The sequence below is a fragment of the Shewanella sp. 553 genome (genome assembly GCF_059338375.1).
On the sequence record NZ_CM181701.1, the window covers coordinates 67526 to 86376 of the forward strand.

The 18851-nt window shown below is 48.2% G+C and carries 16 protein-coding genes and 1 riboswitch; of the genes, 13 read left to right on the top strand and 3 right to left on the bottom strand.

Annotated features, from left to right (window positions below; all coding sequences use genetic code 11):
• Positions 1 to 9: 9 nt before the first annotated feature.
• The 4 genes from fdh3B to AC5YBZ_RS00300 all read left to right on the top strand — a co-directional run bounded on the left by fdh3B (position 10) and on the right by AC5YBZ_RS00300 (position 5233).
• Entirely contained in the window at positions 10 to 579 is a 570-nt protein-coding gene (gene fdh3B / locus AC5YBZ_RS00285; RefSeq protein WP_475515450.1) for a formate dehydrogenase FDH3 subunit beta, read from the top strand.
• A gap of 71 nt (positions 580 to 650) precedes the next feature.
• On the top strand, positions 651 to 1640 hold the full coding sequence (locus AC5YBZ_RS00290) for a formate dehydrogenase subunit gamma (RefSeq protein WP_494543294.1): 990 nt from the start codon (positions 651 to 653) through the stop codon (positions 1638 to 1640).
• 299 nt (positions 1641 to 1939) lie between these two features.
• Entirely contained in the window at positions 1940 to 3322 is a 1383-nt protein-coding gene (locus AC5YBZ_RS00295; protein WP_494524207.1) for a class II fumarate hydratase, read from the top strand.
• A gap of 327 nt (positions 3323 to 3649) precedes the next feature.
• Positions 3650 to 5233: a methyl-accepting chemotaxis protein gene (locus tag AC5YBZ_RS00300; protein ID WP_475515453.1), complete on the top strand. Its 1584-nt coding sequence runs from the start codon at positions 3650 to 3652 to the stop codon at positions 5231 to 5233.
• 90 nt (positions 5234 to 5323) lie between these two features.
• Here the strand turns inward: AC5YBZ_RS00300 and AC5YBZ_RS00305 are convergent, their stop codons facing one another.
• A complete protein-coding gene (locus AC5YBZ_RS00305) occupies positions 5324 to 6487 on the bottom strand; it encodes an iron-containing alcohol dehydrogenase (protein WP_494543295.1) in 1164 nt (387 codons plus the stop codon).
• Between the two features lie 191 nt (positions 6488 to 6678).
• Here AC5YBZ_RS00305 and AC5YBZ_RS00310 point away from each other — a divergent pair, with 191 nt between their 5' ends.
• The 6 genes from AC5YBZ_RS00310 (at position 6679) to AC5YBZ_RS00335 (ending at position 12491) form a co-directional block, all read left to right on the top strand.
• Positions 6679 to 7557 carry an AraC family transcriptional regulator gene (locus tag AC5YBZ_RS00310; protein WP_475515455.1) on the top strand — a complete coding sequence of 293 codons (879 nt, stop codon included), beginning with the start codon at positions 6679 to 6681 and terminating at the stop codon, positions 7555 to 7557.
• 268 nt (positions 7558 to 7825) lie between these two features.
• The gene (locus AC5YBZ_RS00315; protein ID WP_494520392.1) at positions 7826 to 9163 is read left to right on the top strand and encodes a coproporphyrinogen III oxidase family protein; all 1338 of its coding nucleotides are present in this window, start codon (positions 7826 to 7828) and stop codon (positions 9161 to 9163) included.
• Positions 9164 to 9271: 108 nt separating this feature from the next.
• Positions 9272 to 9862: an HD domain-containing protein gene (locus tag AC5YBZ_RS00320; protein WP_475516891.1), complete on the top strand. Its 591-nt coding sequence runs from the start codon at positions 9272 to 9274 to the stop codon at positions 9860 to 9862.
• Between the two features lie 209 nt (positions 9863 to 10071).
• The gene (locus tag AC5YBZ_RS00325) at positions 10072 to 10929 is read left to right on the top strand and encodes a PfkB family carbohydrate kinase (RefSeq protein WP_475516892.1); all 858 of its coding nucleotides are present in this window, start codon (positions 10072 to 10074) and stop codon (positions 10927 to 10929) included.
• Positions 10930 to 11377: 448 nt separating this feature from the next.
• Entirely contained in the window at positions 11378 to 12088 is a 711-nt protein-coding gene (locus tag AC5YBZ_RS00330; protein WP_475515457.1) for an MOSC domain-containing protein, read from the top strand.
• A gap of 82 nt (positions 12089 to 12170) precedes the next feature.
• Entirely contained in the window at positions 12171 to 12491 is a 321-nt protein-coding gene (locus AC5YBZ_RS00335; protein ID WP_475516893.1) for a DUF4870 domain-containing protein, read from the top strand.
• 95 nt (positions 12492 to 12586) lie between these two features.
• On the opposite strand, the gene AC5YBZ_RS00340 is transcribed toward AC5YBZ_RS00335, so the two are convergent.
• Together AC5YBZ_RS00340 and AC5YBZ_RS00345 are read right to left on the bottom strand one after the other, a co-directional pair.
• The gene (locus AC5YBZ_RS00340; RefSeq protein ID WP_475515458.1) at positions 12587 to 14503 is read right to left on the bottom strand and encodes a methyl-accepting chemotaxis protein; all 1917 of its coding nucleotides are present in this window, start codon (positions 14501 to 14503) and stop codon (positions 12587 to 12589) included.
• A gap of 237 nt (positions 14504 to 14740) precedes the next feature.
• Positions 14741 to 16390, bottom strand: coding sequence for an electron transfer flavoprotein-ubiquinone oxidoreductase (locus tag AC5YBZ_RS00345; protein WP_494520390.1), 1650 nt, complete (start codon positions 16388 to 16390; stop codon positions 14741 to 14743).
• A gap of 229 nt (positions 16391 to 16619) precedes the next feature.
• Positions 16620 to 16753, top strand: a riboswitch (molybdenum cofactor riboswitch).
• Here AC5YBZ_RS00345 and moaA point away from each other — a divergent pair.
• From moaA to moaC, 3 genes are all read left to right on the top strand, one after another.
• Complete coding sequence (moaA, locus tag AC5YBZ_RS00350) at positions 16741 to 17721, top strand: GTP 3',8-cyclase MoaA (protein WP_494520389.1); 981 nt, start codon at positions 16741 to 16743, stop codon at positions 17719 to 17721. It overlaps the preceding riboswitch by 13 nt.
• Before the next feature lie 110 nt (positions 17722 to 17831).
• A complete protein-coding gene (gene moaB, locus AC5YBZ_RS00355; RefSeq protein ID WP_494520388.1) occupies positions 17832 to 18362 on the top strand; it encodes a molybdenum cofactor biosynthesis protein B in 531 nt (176 codons plus the stop codon).
• The gene (gene moaC / locus AC5YBZ_RS00360; RefSeq protein WP_110458727.1) at positions 18355 to 18831 is read left to right on the top strand and encodes a cyclic pyranopterin monophosphate synthase MoaC; all 477 of its coding nucleotides are present in this window, start codon (positions 18355 to 18357) and stop codon (positions 18829 to 18831) included. Before moaB ends, moaC begins: the two co-directional genes overlap by 8 nt.
• Positions 18832 to 18851 lie beyond the last annotated feature (20 nt).

Here is an 18851-nt window from a genome sequence, read left to right on the forward strand (position 1 = left end):
ATTGCCAATATGGCTACAATGAAATTTTTATGTGATACCAAGCGCTGCATCGAATGTAACGGCTGTGTCACTGCATGTAAAAACGAAAACGACTCTGCTCTAGAGTGGGGTATTCAGCGTCGTCGCGTTGTCACCATCAATGACGGTGTTCGAGGCGAAGCGTCTATCTCTGTGGCGTGTATGCATTGTACAGATGCACCTTGCCAAGCGGTTTGCCCTGCAAACTGTTTCTACAAGACAGAAGATGGCCTAACGCTACACAACAAAGATACCTGTATCGGTTGTGGCTATTGCCTATTTGCTTGCCCATTTGGCGCGCCTCAGTTCCCTAAACAGGGGGCATTTGGTAGCCGCGGTAAAATGGACAAATGTACTTTCTGTGCCGGTGGTCCTGAAGAGAATCATTCAGATGCAGAACGTCAGAAGTACGGTGCAAACCGTATTGCAGAAGGCAAGCTGCCTATGTGTGCTGAACTGTGTGCGACTAAGTCGCTACTGGCAGGTGATGCTGAGGTTATCTCAAACATCTTCCGCGAGCGTGTTGCATACCGTGGTTCAAAAAATGCAATTTGGGGTTAATCCTCAGCTTGCATAACGCCACTATAATCCACACCGTGCCCTAGGGCCGGTGTGGACGATAAGGATGTAATATGAACAATTGGTTCAAACAAATTAGCCTAGTGTTAGCCCTTGTTGTGGGGACAATGTTTAGTGCATTGTCGTTTGCCCATGATGATGCCGCGGCGCACGCTCAGGCAACAGAAGGGCAGATCTGGTCGCAGCTACAAGCAGGCGTCACCGGTGAAACCACTTCAGATGGTCAATTCCATAATCAACCCATTAACACCTATGATTTACGCGTACTCGAGCTACGCAGTGACTGGCTAGCACCAGCGCTAATGGCTGCGCTGTTTGGCATGATTGTCATCTTTATACTGTTTATTAAAGTGAATGGTATCTCTAAGTTGCATCATGGCTTCTCGGGTAAAATGGTGTATCGCTGGTCGAAGTTTGATGTATCGATCCACTGGCTTGGCGCCATTCCTTGCTTACTGTTGATCCTCACCGGATTAACCCTGTTGGCCGGACGTTTCTTCTTCCAACCTTATTTGGGTGAAGGCTTCTGGGCGGCACTGGTGTATGGTGCAAAGCAAGTGCACGACGTGATGGTCATCCCCTTTATGTTGGGCTGGGCGCTCATGGTCAGCTTATGGGCTAAAAACCAGCTACCTAAGATGTATGACGTTAAATGGTTCATGGTGGTGGGTGGTTACATCAACTTCGGTCCATTCAAAGGCAAACACCCTGATGCGGGCTTTGCTAACGCCGGTGAGAAGATGTGGTTCTGGGCGTTCGCGCTATTTGGCCTAATCATCTCAGCGTCTGGCATGTTGTTGCTGTTCCCGAACTTGTTCGAGCCTAGCCGTACCCTGAGCTTAATTGCTTTGGTATTGCACTCAGTTAGCGCCATCATCATCACCGCGTTCTCAATCGTGCATATCTTCATGGCAACCGTGATGTCTGAAGGTGGCATGGAGTGTATGGTGTCGGGTTACTGTGATGAAAACTGGGCGACTCAGCACCACAACTTGTGGTTCGATGAGATCAAAGCCGACGGTACGCTTAAGTATAAAAAATAGGCTGTAGTCTTAGGTGATAGTGCTTAGGCGCTAGCCACTACAACCGCTTTGATAAACACCTCGTTGGGTAACCAGTGAGGTGTTTTTTTATGCCTGAGTTAAGGGGGCTTATCATACATGGTGTGATGGCGATAAATGTGCTCAACGCTCTGCGCCAACCAAGACTGAGCTTGAATATAACTGGATACCGCAGATATTGTTAAATAATCAATATTCTCAATGAATTGATTGGCTAGTGGGCAGTGAAGTCGTCGGTTTTGATCTAAGCTCAACAGAGGTGGATTGAGAAGGGGGTGGCGATGAAATACAAAACGGTGCGAGACAGTATGGGGGAGATTAAAGTGCCATTTGATGCCTTGTACGGCGCGCAAACGGCGCGCGCCTTGGATAACTTCCCTATTAGTGGCGACCCCATGCCTGAGGCCTTTATACGCGCCTTATTACTGGCCAAGCGCGCGGCAGCAGAGGCCAATGGCCAGCTCGCATTACTTGATAGCGTGACGGTCAATGCCATTGTCAATGCGGTGCAACAACTGCAGAACGATCCACTGCTGATGCAACATTTCCCTATCGATAGGTTTCAAACCGGGTCGGGAACCAGCAGCAATATGAACGCTAACGAGGTTATCGCCTGCTTGGCCAGCCAGCGCCTAGGCCGTGAGGTGAGTGCCAACGATGAGATCAATTTAGGCCAAAGCAGTAACGATATTATTCCTAGCAGTATTCATATCAGTGCCATGTTGGCGCTTGAGCAGCAATTATTGCCCGCACTAAGCCATCTGCAACAGATTATCAGTCAAAAAGCTCTGACCTTAACCGAGCGGGTTAAAACTGGCCGTACCCATTTGATGGACGCTATGCCAGTGCGCTTTAGCCAAGAGCTTGATGGCTGGGCCAGTCAAATTGAGCAATGCCAGCTGATGCTCATCGCGCTGCAGCCGTCATTGTCGGCGCTTGCCCAAGGCGGTACGGCAGTCGGCACTGGGGTCAATACCCACCCCGACTTTGCAAGTTGTTTTTGCGATAAGCTCAGTAGTATCACTGGAGTTAGATTTCGTCCAGCCGATAATCTGTTTAGCCGTATGGGCAGCCATGACACTGCAGTGGCGCTATCGGGGCAACTGAAGACCTGCGCGGTGGCGATGATGAAGATAGCTAACGATTTGCGCTGGATGAACTCGGGGCCACTGGCCGGACTCGGCGAAATAGCGTTACAGCCCTTGCAGCCCGGCTCATCCATTATGCCGGGCAAAGTCAATCCGGTGATCCCCGAAGCGGCCTGTATGGTGGCTGCACAGGTGATAGGTAATGATGCGGCCATCACCCTTGGTGGCCAGTCGGGTAACTTTGAACTCAATGTGATGCAACCGCTAATAGCGGTTAACCTGTTGCATAGCATCGAATTACTCAGCAGCACGAGCCGTTTGCTGGCCGATAAGGCAATTATCAGTTTTAGCGTGAATCAGGCCAATATAGAGGAGCCGCTACGGCGTAACCCCATTCTGGTGACAGCGTTAACACCTGTGGTTGGTTACCTTAAAGCGGCTGAGATTGCGAAACAAGCTTACGAGCAGCAACGTGAAATCGTCGAGGTGGCTGCCGAGCAGACCGACTTAAGCCGTGAAGAGCTGCGGCGCTTACTCGACCCCAAACGGTTAACCTATGGCGGATTGGGTAAATAAAATTAGGTCTTTTTTAATCTTTACATCTTATTTTTTAAGCGTTTATACGATGAGGCTTTCTGGTCAGATGTCTGTAGCCCTTATGTTTGCTGACATGTTGTCGATATCTAATGGTGTAAGCCTAGTACGGATGGTCATGCTGTGTAATAACTAAATCTAATGGATTAAGAGTCTGTCATCGACAGTAAAAACAGCTCCTATACTTACTTCTTGGGTAGTGAATGAGGCAGTAATGAGAGAATGTCGCTCACAGACAGAGTCTACTAAGCGACGGTTTTCTTATTGGTTATCGCCTTCACTGCTCACCTATCACGTTAGAGGTTTATTATGATCCAGCACACCAAAACCAGTATTCTGACTGCGTTACCAACTGTACTCACAAGTATTCTGCTTGTTGTTATCGGCTTTCTTTCTTATAGCACTTTCGTTGGACTGGAAGAGGCTAATCAGCGTTTAGTGCATAATACTCAACTCGCAGAGGGCGTTACTGATGTGCGTGAAGCCTTTTTTCTATTACGTATCGCCACTGCTACGCATAATGCCAGCGAGGTCGTTAACAGCCAAAACAGCGCACGCCAGTTAATTGCTAAGTTGAAGAATTACGATGTGACCTTTTTAGACCAAGCCAGCAGCAAGATTGAAAGGCTCCAGCCTGCGGTCGAGCGGTATGTACGCTTATATAATGAAGAGCTCGCGCTGGCGGAGCGCACAGGTTCTGAGCCGGTTTTTACCAGTGAGCGCAGCGCATTAGGTCCTGAGATCAGTGATATTATTCGCAGTTTGGTATCGGCTATTACCGCGCGTAATCATGATTTGGCTGGGGTGGCGGCTGATGACATTAGGCAGGCAGAAATCACCATTATTAGCCTCATTATATTGACCATTGCCATAGCGTTAATCTTGGCCTTGGTGATGAGTCATAAATTGGTTGCCATTATCAATCAAATTAAATCTGTGGTTGAGCGACTAGCCCAAGGTGACTTAACCCATAAAACCAATATCAATGGTAATAATGAGCTGTGCTCTCTGGCTGGGGATCTCGACAGTGTGATTGATAACCTGCGCCTAATGCTCGCCGATATCTCTCAAGCATCAGATCATATGTCGCAGCAAATTGGGCAACTCAATGAGCAATCGACCAGCAATAGCCAAGCGCTGCAGACTCACACGATTGAAACCGATCAGGTCGTGACGGCGATGACAGAGATGAGCGCCACCGCACAAAATGTGGCAGGTGATGCCGCCTCGGCGGCGCAATTTACTCAGCAAGCCAATGCCCAAGCCGATAAATCGAAACAGGCTGTCGAGGAGGCCACAGGTAGAGTGATTGCCTTGGTCGGTGAGGTAGATAAAGCCGCGACGACCATTGGCGAAATGCATGAAAATACCCGTCAAATCGCCACTGTGCTCAATGTGATTGGAGAAATTGCCGAGCAGACAAACTTGTTGGCATTGAATGCTGCCATCGAGGCGGCGCGCGCTGGTGAGCAGGGGCGCGGTTTTGCTGTGGTGGCTGATGAAGTGCGGGCACTCGCGGCGCGCACTCAGGCCAGCACCTCTGAGATCAATACCATGTTAGATCGTTTGCGCAGTGGGGCAGAGCAGGCGGTGGCGGCGATGGATCAAACTAAACGTAGCTGCCAAGATGCCGCCGATAACACAGGGCTAGTAACCGATAATCTTGATGGGCTGGTGGCTCATGTATTTGATATTAATGGCCTTAGCAATCAGATTGCCACAGCCGCTGAGGAGCAAAGTGCGGTATCGGAAGAGATTAACCGTAACTTAACCACCATTCGTGAAATGGTCGATGAGCTTAATTTGAGCGCCAGTGCCACTCTGTCTAGTGCCACATCGCTGGCAGCGACGAGAGAGCAGTTAAGTGGTGTCGTGGCCAATTTTAAGTTGTAACTGCTAGCCGAGGTCCTTTAGGCTAATGGATAAGTAAAAAAAACCGCCTTTCAAGGCGGTTTTTTATTATCTCACGCGTTGGCAGAAAGATTACCAAGCCATCTGTAAAATTTCACGGCTGATATCTAAATCAAGATCGCCAGATTCTGATAGCGCCGTCATACCATGTGCCTTGAGAGCATCAATGACTAACTCAATTTGATCTTGGCTAATATCATGATCGCGTAAGCGCGTTTTCAGGCCGACCTGTTGGAAGAAGGCTTCTGTCTTAGCGATAGCCTGCTCGATACGGCTATCTTCATCACCTTCGGTGATGTCCCATACGCGCTCTGCGTATTGCAGTAACTTGGCGTGCTTTTGGGTTTTACGCACGCGCCACACTGATGGCAATACCGCGGCCAGTGTTTGCGCATGATCGATATTAAACAGCGCCGTTAATTCATGGCCAATCATGTGTGTGGTCCAGTCAAACGGCACACCGACCCCTATCATGCCATTAAGGGCTGAGGTGGCGCTCCACATCAGGTTGGCGCGTGCCTGATAGTTTTCTGGCTCAGCAACTGTGATTGGGCCAATTTCAATTAGGGTACGCATAATGCCTTCGGCCATGCGATCTTGCACGCGGGCATCTACTGGGTAGGTTGCATATTGCTCAATTACGTGCACAAAGGCATCAACCACACCATTAGCCACTTGAATTTTTGGTAGGCTAAAGGTCAGTGTTGGGTCCAGCATAGAGAAAGTTGGGTAGATGCTCGGGTGGTTAACCGGAAATTTACCACCTTGATAGCTTATCACGCCAAAAGCATTCATCTCTGAGCCTGTTGCTGGCAAGGTAGCGATGGTTGCCAGTGGCAATACATCTTTAGCATCGACAGGAACAGGGCTAAAGCCGTGGAATAGCAAGCTGCTGCTGTCACCTTCAAACTTGGTCGCGAGAGCGATAAACTTAGTGCCATCCATTACCGAGCCGCCACCGACAGCGAGCAGAAAATCGATAGATTCTTTACGCGCCAGCTCAGCGGCTTTAGCCAAGGTTTCATATTTTGGATTGGCTTCAATACCGCCAAATTCAAACACGGTGCGCGACCCTAGAGCGGCGATGACCTTGTCTAAGGTGCCGAAACGTTTCACGCTGCCACCACCGTAAGTGACTAATACACGGGCATCGGCTGGGATCAATTTATCCAGTTCGGCGATTCTATCTTTACCAAACACAATGTGGGTTGGGTTGTGATAATCAAAATTGAGCATGTTAAGTACCTTGTAGTCGAGCTGAAATGATAGCGTTAATGTTAGGCTTATTGGCGTAAACATAAATACCCATTGCTGGTCAATTTGTGCCTATTCCTATCACATCTGGTGGATATTGATCTTAATTGGCACAATTTGATGCTTTTTCCTGTCTTGGTGATAAAGTCGCTGTAAAATGATGATAGAGACTAATGATGACAAATATTGCAAGTTTGATGCTGGCGTTAGCGCCGCAGGAGGGTTTTAACGACACCGCCATTGCGGGGGTTAAGGTATTTCGCAGCTCCGCTTATGGCTCGCGTGGCCCCATGTGTTATTCCCAGGGCATCTTAATTGTAGGCCAAGGTAAGAAGCGGGTGTATTTGGACAATCAGGTCTTCGACTATGATCCACAAAACTCCTTGGTGATGACGGTGCCAGTGCCGTTAGAGTGTGAAACCTTTGCATCGGTTGCTGAGCCGGTATTGGTGTTAATTGTCGATATCGACTTGCCTTTATTGACCCAGTTAGTTCGCTTGATGGACGAGCATAATCAGGTGCCTAGCGATCTCAATGAGACGCGCCAACCCGGTTACTTTGTTGCCGCGAATAGCGACGATATGGCCTGTTGTATCGAGCGACTATTACAGGTGTTGCAGTCACCCTTAGAGGCGCAAGTATTAGGGCGACCTATGGTGCAAGAGCTGCTTTATCGGCTACTGGCGCTCGACAATGCGGCGCCTCTGTATGCCTTGGCGCTGAGCCACACTCGTTTGTCGCGTATCGATAAGGCGCTCACTTTTTTACATCGTCATTACGGTGATAGCGTCGAGGTGGAACAATTAGCCAATTTAGTGAATATGAGCCCTTCGGCGTTTCACCGCTGCTTTAAGGAGGTTACGGCTTCATCACCTATCCAGTATTTAAAAAAAATCCGCCTCAACAAAGCCCGTGAGTTATTGCAACTGCGTCAACTCAAGGTGAAAGAGGTCGCACTGGCCGTCGGGTATGAAAGTCCGGCGCAATTTAGCCGTGAATTTAAGCGTTATTTCAATCAAAGCCCAGGTGAGAGTGCTAAGGCGGCATTATAGACGTGCGGGGTGAGTAGCGGTTACGGATTGTGGAGCGTGTTGGATTACTGATGGTCAGCCACCTAATAAATCATTTGTTGCTAAAGTATGACATGCTTAACAATTATGCAGTTTATCTCGTGCTAGGTGTTGTAACTGGCGGCGAGTTCACGTTTTATATACAGCGAAGCTGATACTTTTATGGTCCACAAAAGGTTAGGTATCTTTTTTAAGTCATTATTTATTCAACGGCTTTGCTATTCAAGGTCTGTTTCAGTTAGGAATGTTTATGTCTTCAATTGTTCAAGCGGTGTCTGGTGATATGATTCAGCCGTATCAAGCGAATATTACTGTGCCCAACTGGATGCTCAGCTCAATGGAACGAGTGATGCAGTATTATGTTGATAAAAATTTGCGACTCGATACCCAATCAGCGTCTATGATGCCTGCGCCCGTCGAAGGCAAAAAATACATGCTGTATGCCCACATTCCTTTTTGCCATACCTTGTGCTCTTTCTGCACCTTCCACCGATTTATATTTAAAGAGGATAAGGCGCGCGCCTATTTTATTTCGCTGCGTAAAGAGATGGATATGGTGAAGTCGCTTGGTTATGACTTTGAATCTATGTATATCGGGGGGGGCACTACCACGGTATTAGAAGATGAGCTCGCGCGCACCATTGAACATGCTAAGACGCTATTTCCTAGCATTAAAGAGGTGTCGTGTGAGTCTGATCCACAGCATTTAGACAGCCCCGGCTTTAAACAGTTAAAAGGCCTAGTCGACCGCATGTCGATTGGGGTGCAAAGCTTTAATGATGATATTTTGGCGATGACAGATCGCTTAGAAAAGTTCGGTTCGGGCCAAGAAACCTTTGACAAGATCATGGCGGCCAAAGAACTCTTCCCTATTATCAACGTCGATTTAATCTTTGGTTTTCGTGGTCAAACCGATGAAGTGATCCAGCATGATTTAGATATGGCCGCGCGTCTCGATCCACGCCAAATTACCACGTATCCTTTGATGATCACCCATCAAACGCGTAAGAGTGTTAAGGGCAAGCTGGCGGCGCCGCATGGCGATATGGCTCGTCAATATCGTCAAATTCTCAATAGTCTCAATGGTCAATACAATCAGCTATCGGCATGGGCATTTGGTAAGGCCAATAATGAAGGGTTTGATGAGTATGTCATCGATTATGATGAGTATTTAGGAGTTGGCTCAGGATCATTTAGCTTTCTCAATGACACCTTATATGTGAACAATTTCTCTTTGCGTAAGTATCAAGAAAATATCGCCGCAGGCCGTATGGGTGTCGAGCAGCAGAAGAACTACAGTAAAAAAGATGTGATGCAGTATCGCTTCTTGCTGGGCATGTTCTCCGGTCGGTTATCGCGTAAGTATTTCCGCGAGACATTTGGGGTCAATTTGGATTGGGCGCTGTTTAAAGAGATGACCTCAATGAAGGCCATTGGTGCCATTAAGGATGATCCGACCGATCCTGACAACTTGATCGTCACCGATAATGGCAAGATGATGGGCTTGTTAATGATGAAAGAGTTCTATTCTGGCATGGATAACGTCCGTGCTCAGCTGCGTAAGCCGCTTAAGGCCTGCGACATGTAATGGGTTAACCCTCTTGAAATGATAACTAAAAAAGGTTGAACTAGGTTCAACCTTTTTTGTATTGAGGAGCCAGCGTTGCGCGAGTTTGAACAGCAATTTTCACAGTTTATGCAATTACAGCGCCCCAGTGATGCGGCGCACGACTTGCAACATGTGTTACGGGTAGTTAAATCGGCTAAGCAACTGTGCCGTGAAGAAGCCGCTTGCGCCGATGTGGTGGTGCCGGCAGCTTGGTTACATGATTGCGTATCGCTGGCGAAAGATGATCCTCTGCGCGCCCAATCCTCACGTTTGGCAGCCGACCAAGCTATCGAGTTTTTAGGCCAGATAAGCTATCCCTCAAGGCATTTTAGTGCGATCCACCATGCCATTGTCGCCCACAGTTTTAGTGCCAAAGTGACGCCACAAACCCGAGAGGCACAAATCGTACAAGATGCCGACAGGCTAGATGCACTAGGTGCGATAGGTATTACGCGATGTATTCAGGTTGGCAGCAGTTTGCAACGCAGCTTATACAGCCTTGACGATCCATTTTGTCAGCAGCGTCTCCCTGATGATACGCAATTTACCCTAGATCATTTCTATCAAAAGCTACTGGACTTAAGCGACACCATGTGCACCACTGCGGGTCGTATTGAAGCGCTAAAACGTAGTGAGTTCATGCGGGCTTTTTTACAGCAGCTTGCCAGCGAAATATAACCGCAGTTGTAGCACTTTTTCATCGTCACACGCTATCTATTACCAAGCCAGACTATGAAAAGTTGAGCTATTATAGCCGGCTTGGTATAAAGAGAGGTTGCCACACGGCGCATGGCTGATTGATTGAGTTTAGTGCGTCACCTGACACTCATTTTATGGCTAATAATAACCACATTATCAGCTCAATTGCCCATTATGCCGGAGTCCCCATGGCTAATATCTTGCTGGTTGCCAACTTAAATTGTGACCGTATCTTAAAGCTCAATAAGCCACTTAAAATGGGGGGACGATTCCACTATCAAGATGGTGGTGAGCGCCTCGGCGGTGGCGGAGCCAACACAGGTATTGGCCTCGTCTGGGCGGGTCATAATGTGGCGCTGGTGAGTCAAGTGGGCCGCGATAAAGTGGGCGATTGGCTATTAGCGCAGGTAAGTACCTTAGGGATCGACTGCCGTTTGATGCAGCGTCATGACGGTAATACCCCTGAAATGCTCCTAGTGATGACACCCGATGGTGAGCGCACCATTATTCGCCCGCAGCGGCCGTTGTTCGAGTTAGCCGCTCCACCTAAGTGGTCTAACTGGGATGCGCTTTATATTAATTCGTCGGCCGAAGGTGCGGTGAGTTGGGCTAAGACCGCATTAAATCATTGCTGGGTGATAGCGCAACTGGCTAAGGATAATCGTCCTCGGCCTTGTCATGTGTTAATTGCCTCTAAGGCCGACATGCAAGGACGAAGTGAGTTATCGCCTTGGCAATACGGTTTAACCATAGCAGGTGCCAGCTTACAAGCCTTTGTGGTGACCGATGGTGAGTCGGGGGCAATGGTATACCAAGCCGATGGTGAGCAGCACGTGGCGGCGCAGCCTGCCGAGGTGGTGGATACGACAGGGGCGGGCGATGCTTATGCTGCTGGATTAATCCATGGCTTAGTGCAGGGGGATCCTGTTGTGGTGGCTATGGAGGAAGCCGCGCGCTGGGCGGCATTTGCGGTGTCGACTCACAGCTCTATTCCGGGCCCGCAGCTACAGCACTACTTAGAGGCATCGATGGGTGATAAGCTTTGAGGTTGGCACACGGTGTTAGCTTGTAGGCCGTCCCTTTTGACTTTGAATCAATCCGCCGATATTTATTTAACACTGTCATCTTAGTGTCATCATTGCCGCTTATAGTGGCTTCATGGTCACAGCGTAGCGCTGACCAAAAGTCTGACTTCTATTGAGTAGCGTGTTTCTGTTCTCTTGCCCTTATCCTGGGGCATTTTTTTTGCCTGTTATTTATCCCTATTGACGAACTTTTTTGTGGCAATAGCATGATTTAAAAGTTGTAACATTTTGATCTTATTACGATGTTAATCAGTTTGTGACGCAAAAAATCTCTGTGGTCGCTGCTAGCAATCAAGCCATTTTGTGTTAACTTATCTTGAGTTTAGGGGGATATTGATAACATAAAACCCATATATGAATCGTACTATGATTGCAGAGCTGGGTGATTCACTTCTTGTGGTGGTAACTGATGATTGAAAAAATATCTGGCTTATATGCTGGCGATCAGGTGTGCCTAGTCGCAGCGGTTAATAGCATGATCGATGCAAAGCAGCCTTGCCAGCAGTTGGTTGTGGGCACCTTGGGAGTCGAGGGTGATAGCCAGGCTGACCCTAAGCATCATGGCGGTTTAGATCGCGTGCTACATCATTTTCCGCGCGAACATTATGGCCAATACCGGCGCTGGGATATGATGACTGGTTTTAAAGATGCGCCGGCGATGGGCGAAAATATCAGTACGGTCGGTCTCGATGAAACTCAGGTCAATATTGGTGATATTTTTGCTATTGGTGAGATACGAGTGCAGGTGACGCAGGGACGTTCACCTTGTTTTAAACTTAATCATCAATTTGGTCATCCTGAATTTGCCTTAGCGATGCAAACCAGCGGTTTGTGCGGTTGGTTTTATCGCATTTTAACCCCAGGAACTTTGTATTTAAGTGATGGGATCCGCTTGATTGAACGTTGCAGCGATATCAGTGTACGCGAGTCTATGGCGATCTATTTTGCGAATCAATTTGATGCCGCAGCTTACGAACGTCTTGCCCATTGCACCGGCTTAGCACTGGCATGGGTGGTCAGTTTGCAACACCGTTTAGCCAGCCAAAAGATTGAGCCTTGGCAGATGCGTCTGCTCGGTCCTGAGGCGATACATTCTGGTTTACGTGCTGAATATAAATAAGATGAATACCCATAATAAATGATGTATTACCAAGGAGAGAGTCGTGACTGAATACGAGGCATTGTCCAGAGATGATAAAAATATGGCGGTAGCAGTACATCTTGCCAGCTTCTCCGGTTATCTCATCCCGCTGGGGTCGATATTAGGCCCCTTGATTGTATGGCTGATGAAGCGCGACGAGATTGCGTTTGTCGACCACTGTGGCCGTAACTGTTTAAATTTTAAGATCAGTATGATTATCTATGCGGTGATCTGCTTTATTCTGATGTTTATCGGCATTGGTTTTATTTTGTTTGGCGTACTGGCGATTTTCGATATTGTGGTCACCATTATTGCGGCGATGAAGGCCAGTGAGGGGATCTGTTATCGTTATCCCTTAGCGATCCCTTTTTTTAAGCCATAGGCGCCTTGTTAGCGGTTAAGCCCTTGTAGACCTCTAAATATAAGTTGCAATAAAAAGCCCGCGAATGCGGGCTTGTTATTTTTTTACTCAGGGTTTTACACTTTAAAGCCCGCGACTAAAGTGTCTAAGCGTAAGGCCAGTTGATTAAGCGATTGGCTGGCTTGCGCGACGGCATTGGACGTTTCCGTCGTGCGCTGGGTGATCTCACTGATCTCGGTGACATTGCGATTAATGTCTTCCACCACGGTCGATTGCTCTTCAGTTGCAGCAGCCACTTGGATATTCATGTCGCTGATGGCACCAATCTGTTGGCTTATCTCGACTAATGAATGGCGCGCCTTATCAACGGCCTGCACCCCTTGTTCGCTGCGACTTTTGCTTTGCTGCATCGCAGCGACAGCTCGGGCTGCTTCGGCTTGCAAGTTATCAATCATTTTTTGTACTTCATCGGTTGATACCGCGGTGCGAGAGGCGAGATTACGTACCTCTTCGGCGACCACGGCAAAGCCTCGGCCAGCTTCACCGGCACGCGCCGCTTCGATAGCAGCGTTTAATGCCAGTAAATTGGTTTGGTCAGACACGGCGCGGATCACATCTAAAATACTGCCGATAGAAGTGGTGTGGTTGGCGAGAGATTCAATAACATTGCCCACTTGTTCAACATCCTGCGACAGGGCGTTGATGGTATCGCGTGCATCACCTGCAACATCTTGGCCCGATTTAGACTCTCGATCGGCCTCTTTTGCACTGTCGGCTGCTTGCGCTGCGTTGCCAGCAATTTCGTGAACCGTAGCGCCCATTTGATTAATCGCGGTCACCACCATCATGGTTTGATCTTTCTGTAGCAGGCTGTCATCTAAAGTTTGCTGGGCTTGTTCGGCCACCTCTTTAGCCGCGTGGCTTAACTGTACACTGGTGTCGGTAACTTCGATAATAGATCGTTGAATTTTTTCGATAAAACTATTAAACCCTTGCGCCAGTTGGGCCAGTTCATCATTGCCATCAACGGGCAGACGTTGGCGTAAATCGCCTTCGCCTTGGCCAATATCTTGGAGCATGTTAGCGACTTTGGCGATAGGTTGGCTGACAGAGCTTGCGACGATCACGGCCAAACCAATAAAGGCGGCGGCGATCAGTACGGTCCACATTAAAATTTGGTAGGCGGACTCTTCTAATAAGGCAAACACTTCACTTTCGGGCACTTGAGCGATTACATACCAATCCATCGAGGTTAAATAACTGCTGGCAACTAATACTGACTCGCCGTCTATTTCGGTTCTGATCAGCTTAAATTCGCTTTTAGATAATAGAGATTGAGTATCACTTTGCGGATAGAGAGAGGCGACATTGGCCTTGCCAATTTGGCTGGTATCTTGGTGCAGCTGTACCTGACCTTTAGCGTCAACAAGGTAGACAAATCCGCTCTGTTCTATGGTGAATGAGCCGAGTAGGCGCACCATATCGTCTAGGGATTTCCCCAGCCCCACTAAACCTCTGTCATTGGGTTGCTGGTAGTTGATAAACAGTTTGACCTCGCCATTGGCCTCGGTAAATACGTTGAGCATGCGCTCTTGACGACTGTCTCTATAGTCGAAGAACCAGCCATCTTGCTCTGGGCTTAGGACGCGTAAAAAACCGTCTTGGGTATAATAGGCGCCGGTTTCGCGGTCAGCATAAGAGGTCTGAGCCAGGTGGTACTGCTGCTGCATACTCTTGAGCTGCTCGATGACAATCGCTTCGCTTTCAGCAGGACGTCCGGCGACCAGCCACTGTTTCAACATTTTGCTACTGGCGAGTTGCTCGGCGGCCTCCAGCAGAATAGCGATATCCATTTCAATTTTATTGCGGATCGCAAACAGGGTGTTGGGCAGTTCAGAGGTCAGCATGCGTTGCTCGACCACATCTTTGGCACTGCGTTGACTGAGCACACCGACGAGGGCGGTTGATAACAACACGGCCAAGGCGACGGTGAGTAAGATTTTTTGTTTAATGGTTAGCATATTAAGCGTCATAGCGGTCACTCACATCTACAATTGTTAAATAGCGGTAGCTAATTTGATGAGTCAATCTAAGGCCGAGCAAGAATGATCAAACATGCTCAAACATTCGATAGTGTATTGGTAGGATGATGTTAAATGTGCGCTTTAGGTAACGCTTGTAGGTATGGTGAGCGATTATGGTTACTTATTATCACAAGCGCAAGCAAAAACACGCTCATGTGAGCGTGTTTTTATTTACAACTAAGTTGGTTACATATTAGGGTAATTGGGGCCTCCGCCGCCTTCTGGCGTTACCCAGGTGATGTTTTGGCTGGGGTCTTTAATGTCGCAGGTTTTACAATGGATGCAGTTTTGAGCATTGATCATAAATTTCTTTTCGCCCGCTTCTTCAACGATTTCATATACCCCGGCGGGGCAGTAACGCTGGGCGGGTTCATCAAATTTTACTAGGTTAACCTGCAGTGGAATACTCTCGTCTGTTAAACGCAGGTGACAGCGTTGATCTTCTTCATGATAGGTGTTTGACAAGTACACCGAAGAGAGCTTGTCGAAGCTGAGCTTACCGTCAGGCTTAGGGTAATCAATTTTATTGTAGGCACCCACTTCGGCCATTTGAGCGTGATCAGGATGCTCGTCGCGCAGCGTGATAGGGAACTTGCCGCCAAACCAGTTTTGGTCAATATAGTTAAATGCGCCACCAAGGTAAGCGCCAAATTTGTGCATTGCAGGGCCAAAGTTACGTGAGGTATAGAGCTCCTCTTGCAGCCAGCTTTGTTCAAATTTTTCTTGGTAACAGTCGAGATCTTTGCCACCGTCTACCCCGGCATGTAATGCATGACAGATGGTCTCAGCAGCAATCATGCCACTCTTCATGGCAGTGTGGGTGCCTTTGATCTTGGCAAAGTTAAGGGTGCCGGCATCACAGCCGATGATCAGTCCGCCAGGAAAGCTCATTTTGGGCAGTGAATTTAGTCCGCCCTTGGTAATGGCGCGTGCGCCATAGCTGATACGTTCACCATTTTGCAAATATTGACTGATCACTGGATGGGTCTTATAACGCTGGAACTCATCAAAAGGACTGAGATGCGGATTTTGATAGTTAAGGTCGATAATTAACCCCACCGCCACTTGATTATCTTCTAAGTGGTATAGGAAACCGCCACCCGATGCACCATCATTGAGCGGCCAACCGCCAGTATGGACCACTTTACCTTGCTGGTGCTGCTCGGCAGGGACTTTCCAGATCTCTTTAAACCCTAGGCCATAGTGCTGTGGCGTCTTGCCATTGTCTAGGTGGTATTTTTCGATCAGTTGTTTACCTAAATGGCCACGGCAACCTTCACTAAAGACGGTGTATTTGGCATGCAGTTCCATACCCGGTTCATAGCTGTCTTTAGGTTGGCCATCAGCGCCAATGCCCATGTCGCCAATGATGATGCCTTTGACGCTGTTGTCGTCATTAAACAGCAGTTCGCTGGCGGGGAAGCCGGGAAAAATCTCAACGCCAAGTGCTTCGGCGCGCTCAGCCAACCACCGGGCAAGGTTGCCGACGCTGATGATGTAGTTCCCCTCATTGTGCATTGTCTTGGGGATTAAGGCATTAGGCATGGCACGCGAAGCGGACTCAGATCCCAACATAAAGAGTTCATCGTGAGTGACTGCAGTATGAAGAGGCGCACCTGTAGTTTTCCAATCACTAAAGAGCTCACCCAGTACCTTAGGTTCAAACACGGCGCCAGATAAAATATGGGCACCGACTTCAGAGCCTTTTTCTACCACGCAGACAGATAACTCTTGGCCACTGTCTTGGGATATCTGCATTAGTCGACACGCTGTGGCTAGACCTGCAGGCCCAGCCCCAACGATAACAACGTCAAACTCCATCGATTCGCGTTCCATCACTTCACCTCTTTTATTACTTATCCCCCGATTGAAACGGGTGTTTTATTCTTTGCCAACACCTTACCTTAAATTTGCTAGATGGCACAGAGTTTAAGCAGTCAAGATAGACTAATTGATAGCAATTATCTGCGTGAGCGCTGTCACAGAATGTTAACGGTGACAGGGGGGCGGAGTAAAAATGTGGCGTGAAAGGTGTTAACTAGGCAGCAAATCGGCCTATAATTAGCAAACGACGGTTCTCCGAGCTTTCTGTCCTACGTCTATGATATGGACAGTAAGCCGTGGCAATAGTGCCACCGGGGTGAGAAGAGAAATTGACTCACCTCCCCTTACTTGGAAAGGTGATCATGTCTCAACTACAAGACAATTTCGGTCGAAGATTTCACTATTTACGGATGTCAGTCACTGATGTTTGTAATTTCAAATGCACTTACTGCCTCCCCGATGGCTACCGTCCCGATGGTAAGCCTAAGTTTTTAGATCTTAATGAGATTGAAAATCTAGTCGGCGCCTTTGGCGAAGTGGGTACACAAAAAATTCGTATTACGGGTGGCGAGCCCAGCCTGCGTAAAGACTTTAGCGACATTATTCGTATTGTGGCCGATAACGACAATATCTCCACTATTGCCACGACCACCAACGGTTACCGCTTAGAAAAGCACGCAAAGGAATGGTTTGATGCGGGCTTAAGACGCATCAATGTCTCTGTTGATAGCTTAGATCCGCGCATGTTTTATCAGATCACCGGCGAAAACAAGTTCGATGAGGTGATGCGTGGCGTCGATGCGGCATTATCGGCCGGCTTCGAGCGGGTGAAAATTAATGCTGTGCTGCTGAAAGGCCTGAACGACAAAGACTTACCGCGCTTTTTGCACTGGATTAAAAATACGCCTATCGATCTGCGTTTTATCGAATTGATGGAAACTGGCTTAGGGCGTGACTATTTTCAGGCGCATCACCTTGCTGGTGCGGACATTAAAGCTCAGCTAATACAAGACGGCTGGCATTTAGACCGTTCGGCAATTGATGATGGGCCAGCGCAAAACTTCAGCCATAACGACTTTAAAGGCCGTATTGGTTTGATCATGCCTTATGAGAAAAACTTCTGTGCTAACTGTAATCGTCTGCGGGTATCGGCTAAAGGTAAATTGCACTTATGTCTCTTTACCGAACACGGCGTCGATCTTCGAGACTTGCTACAGCAACGTGAGCAGCGCAGCGAGCTTATCGAGCGGTTGCATGGTCAACTGCAGACCAAAAAGCAAACCCATTTTCTTCATGACGGCATCACTGGCGTTACCCAGCATTTAGCATCTATTGGCGGTTAATCGGCTTCTATGACCTAACGCAATACCACGGCGTTAGTGCATAGGTATACTCGGCTGCCAGCCAGATGCTATGGCTGGTTATCGAATCCATTATTGAGTGAAGAGGCGTTATGGGTCATTGTACTACTTCGAAATTTATACCATTAAATATTGCGATCTTAACCCTATCAGATACTCGCGATCTGAGCCGCGATACATCGGGCCAGTTTTTAGCCGATGCGGTTGTCGATGCTGGTCATCGCTTGTTGGATCGTCAGTTGTGTAAAGACGATAAATACCAGATCCGCGCGCAGCTGTCACAATGGATCGCGGCCGGTGACATACAAGTTATCATCACCACAGGTGGGACAGGCTTTACCGAACGTGACAATACTCCTGAAGCCGTGCGCCCACTGTTTGACCGTGATATTGATGGCTTTGGTGAGTTATTTCGCCACATCACTTATAACGAGCTTGGCACCTCGACGGTGCAATCTCGTGCATTAGGCGGTTTTGCCAATAAGACGGCGATTTTTTGTTTGCCAGGCTCAACTGGAGCCTGCCGTACTGGCTGGAACCAGATTATTAAACAACAACTTGACGCCACACATAGGCCTTGTAACTTTGTAATGCATCTCAAAAAGGTAGCGACAGATGAGTAACCAATTCACCCATATTAATGCCGACGGTAATGCCCATATGGTCGATGTGACCGAAAAAGCGGTTACCGAGCGCGAAGCTCGCGCCGAAGCCTTTATCGAAATGGCGCCTGCGACCCTTGAGATGATCATGAGCGGCAGCCACCATAAAGGTGACGTATTTGCTACGGCGCGTATTGCCGGTATTCAAGCGGCGAAGAAAACCTCCGATTTAATTCCACTGTGCCACCCATTGATGCTGACTAAGGTTGAGGTTGAGCTTGAGGCGCAGCCCGAGTTTAATCGAGTGCGTATTACCAGCTTATGTAAGTTATCGGGTAAGACAGGGGTTGAGATGGAAGCCCTTACTGCGGCCTCCGTGGCGGCGTTGACGATTTACGATATGTGTAAAGCGGTGCAAAAAGATATGCTGATTTCGCAGACACGTCTCCTAGAGAAGCGTGGCGGCAAATCGGGTCACTTCAAGGTATAACGGCTACAAGCGTTTAAGGT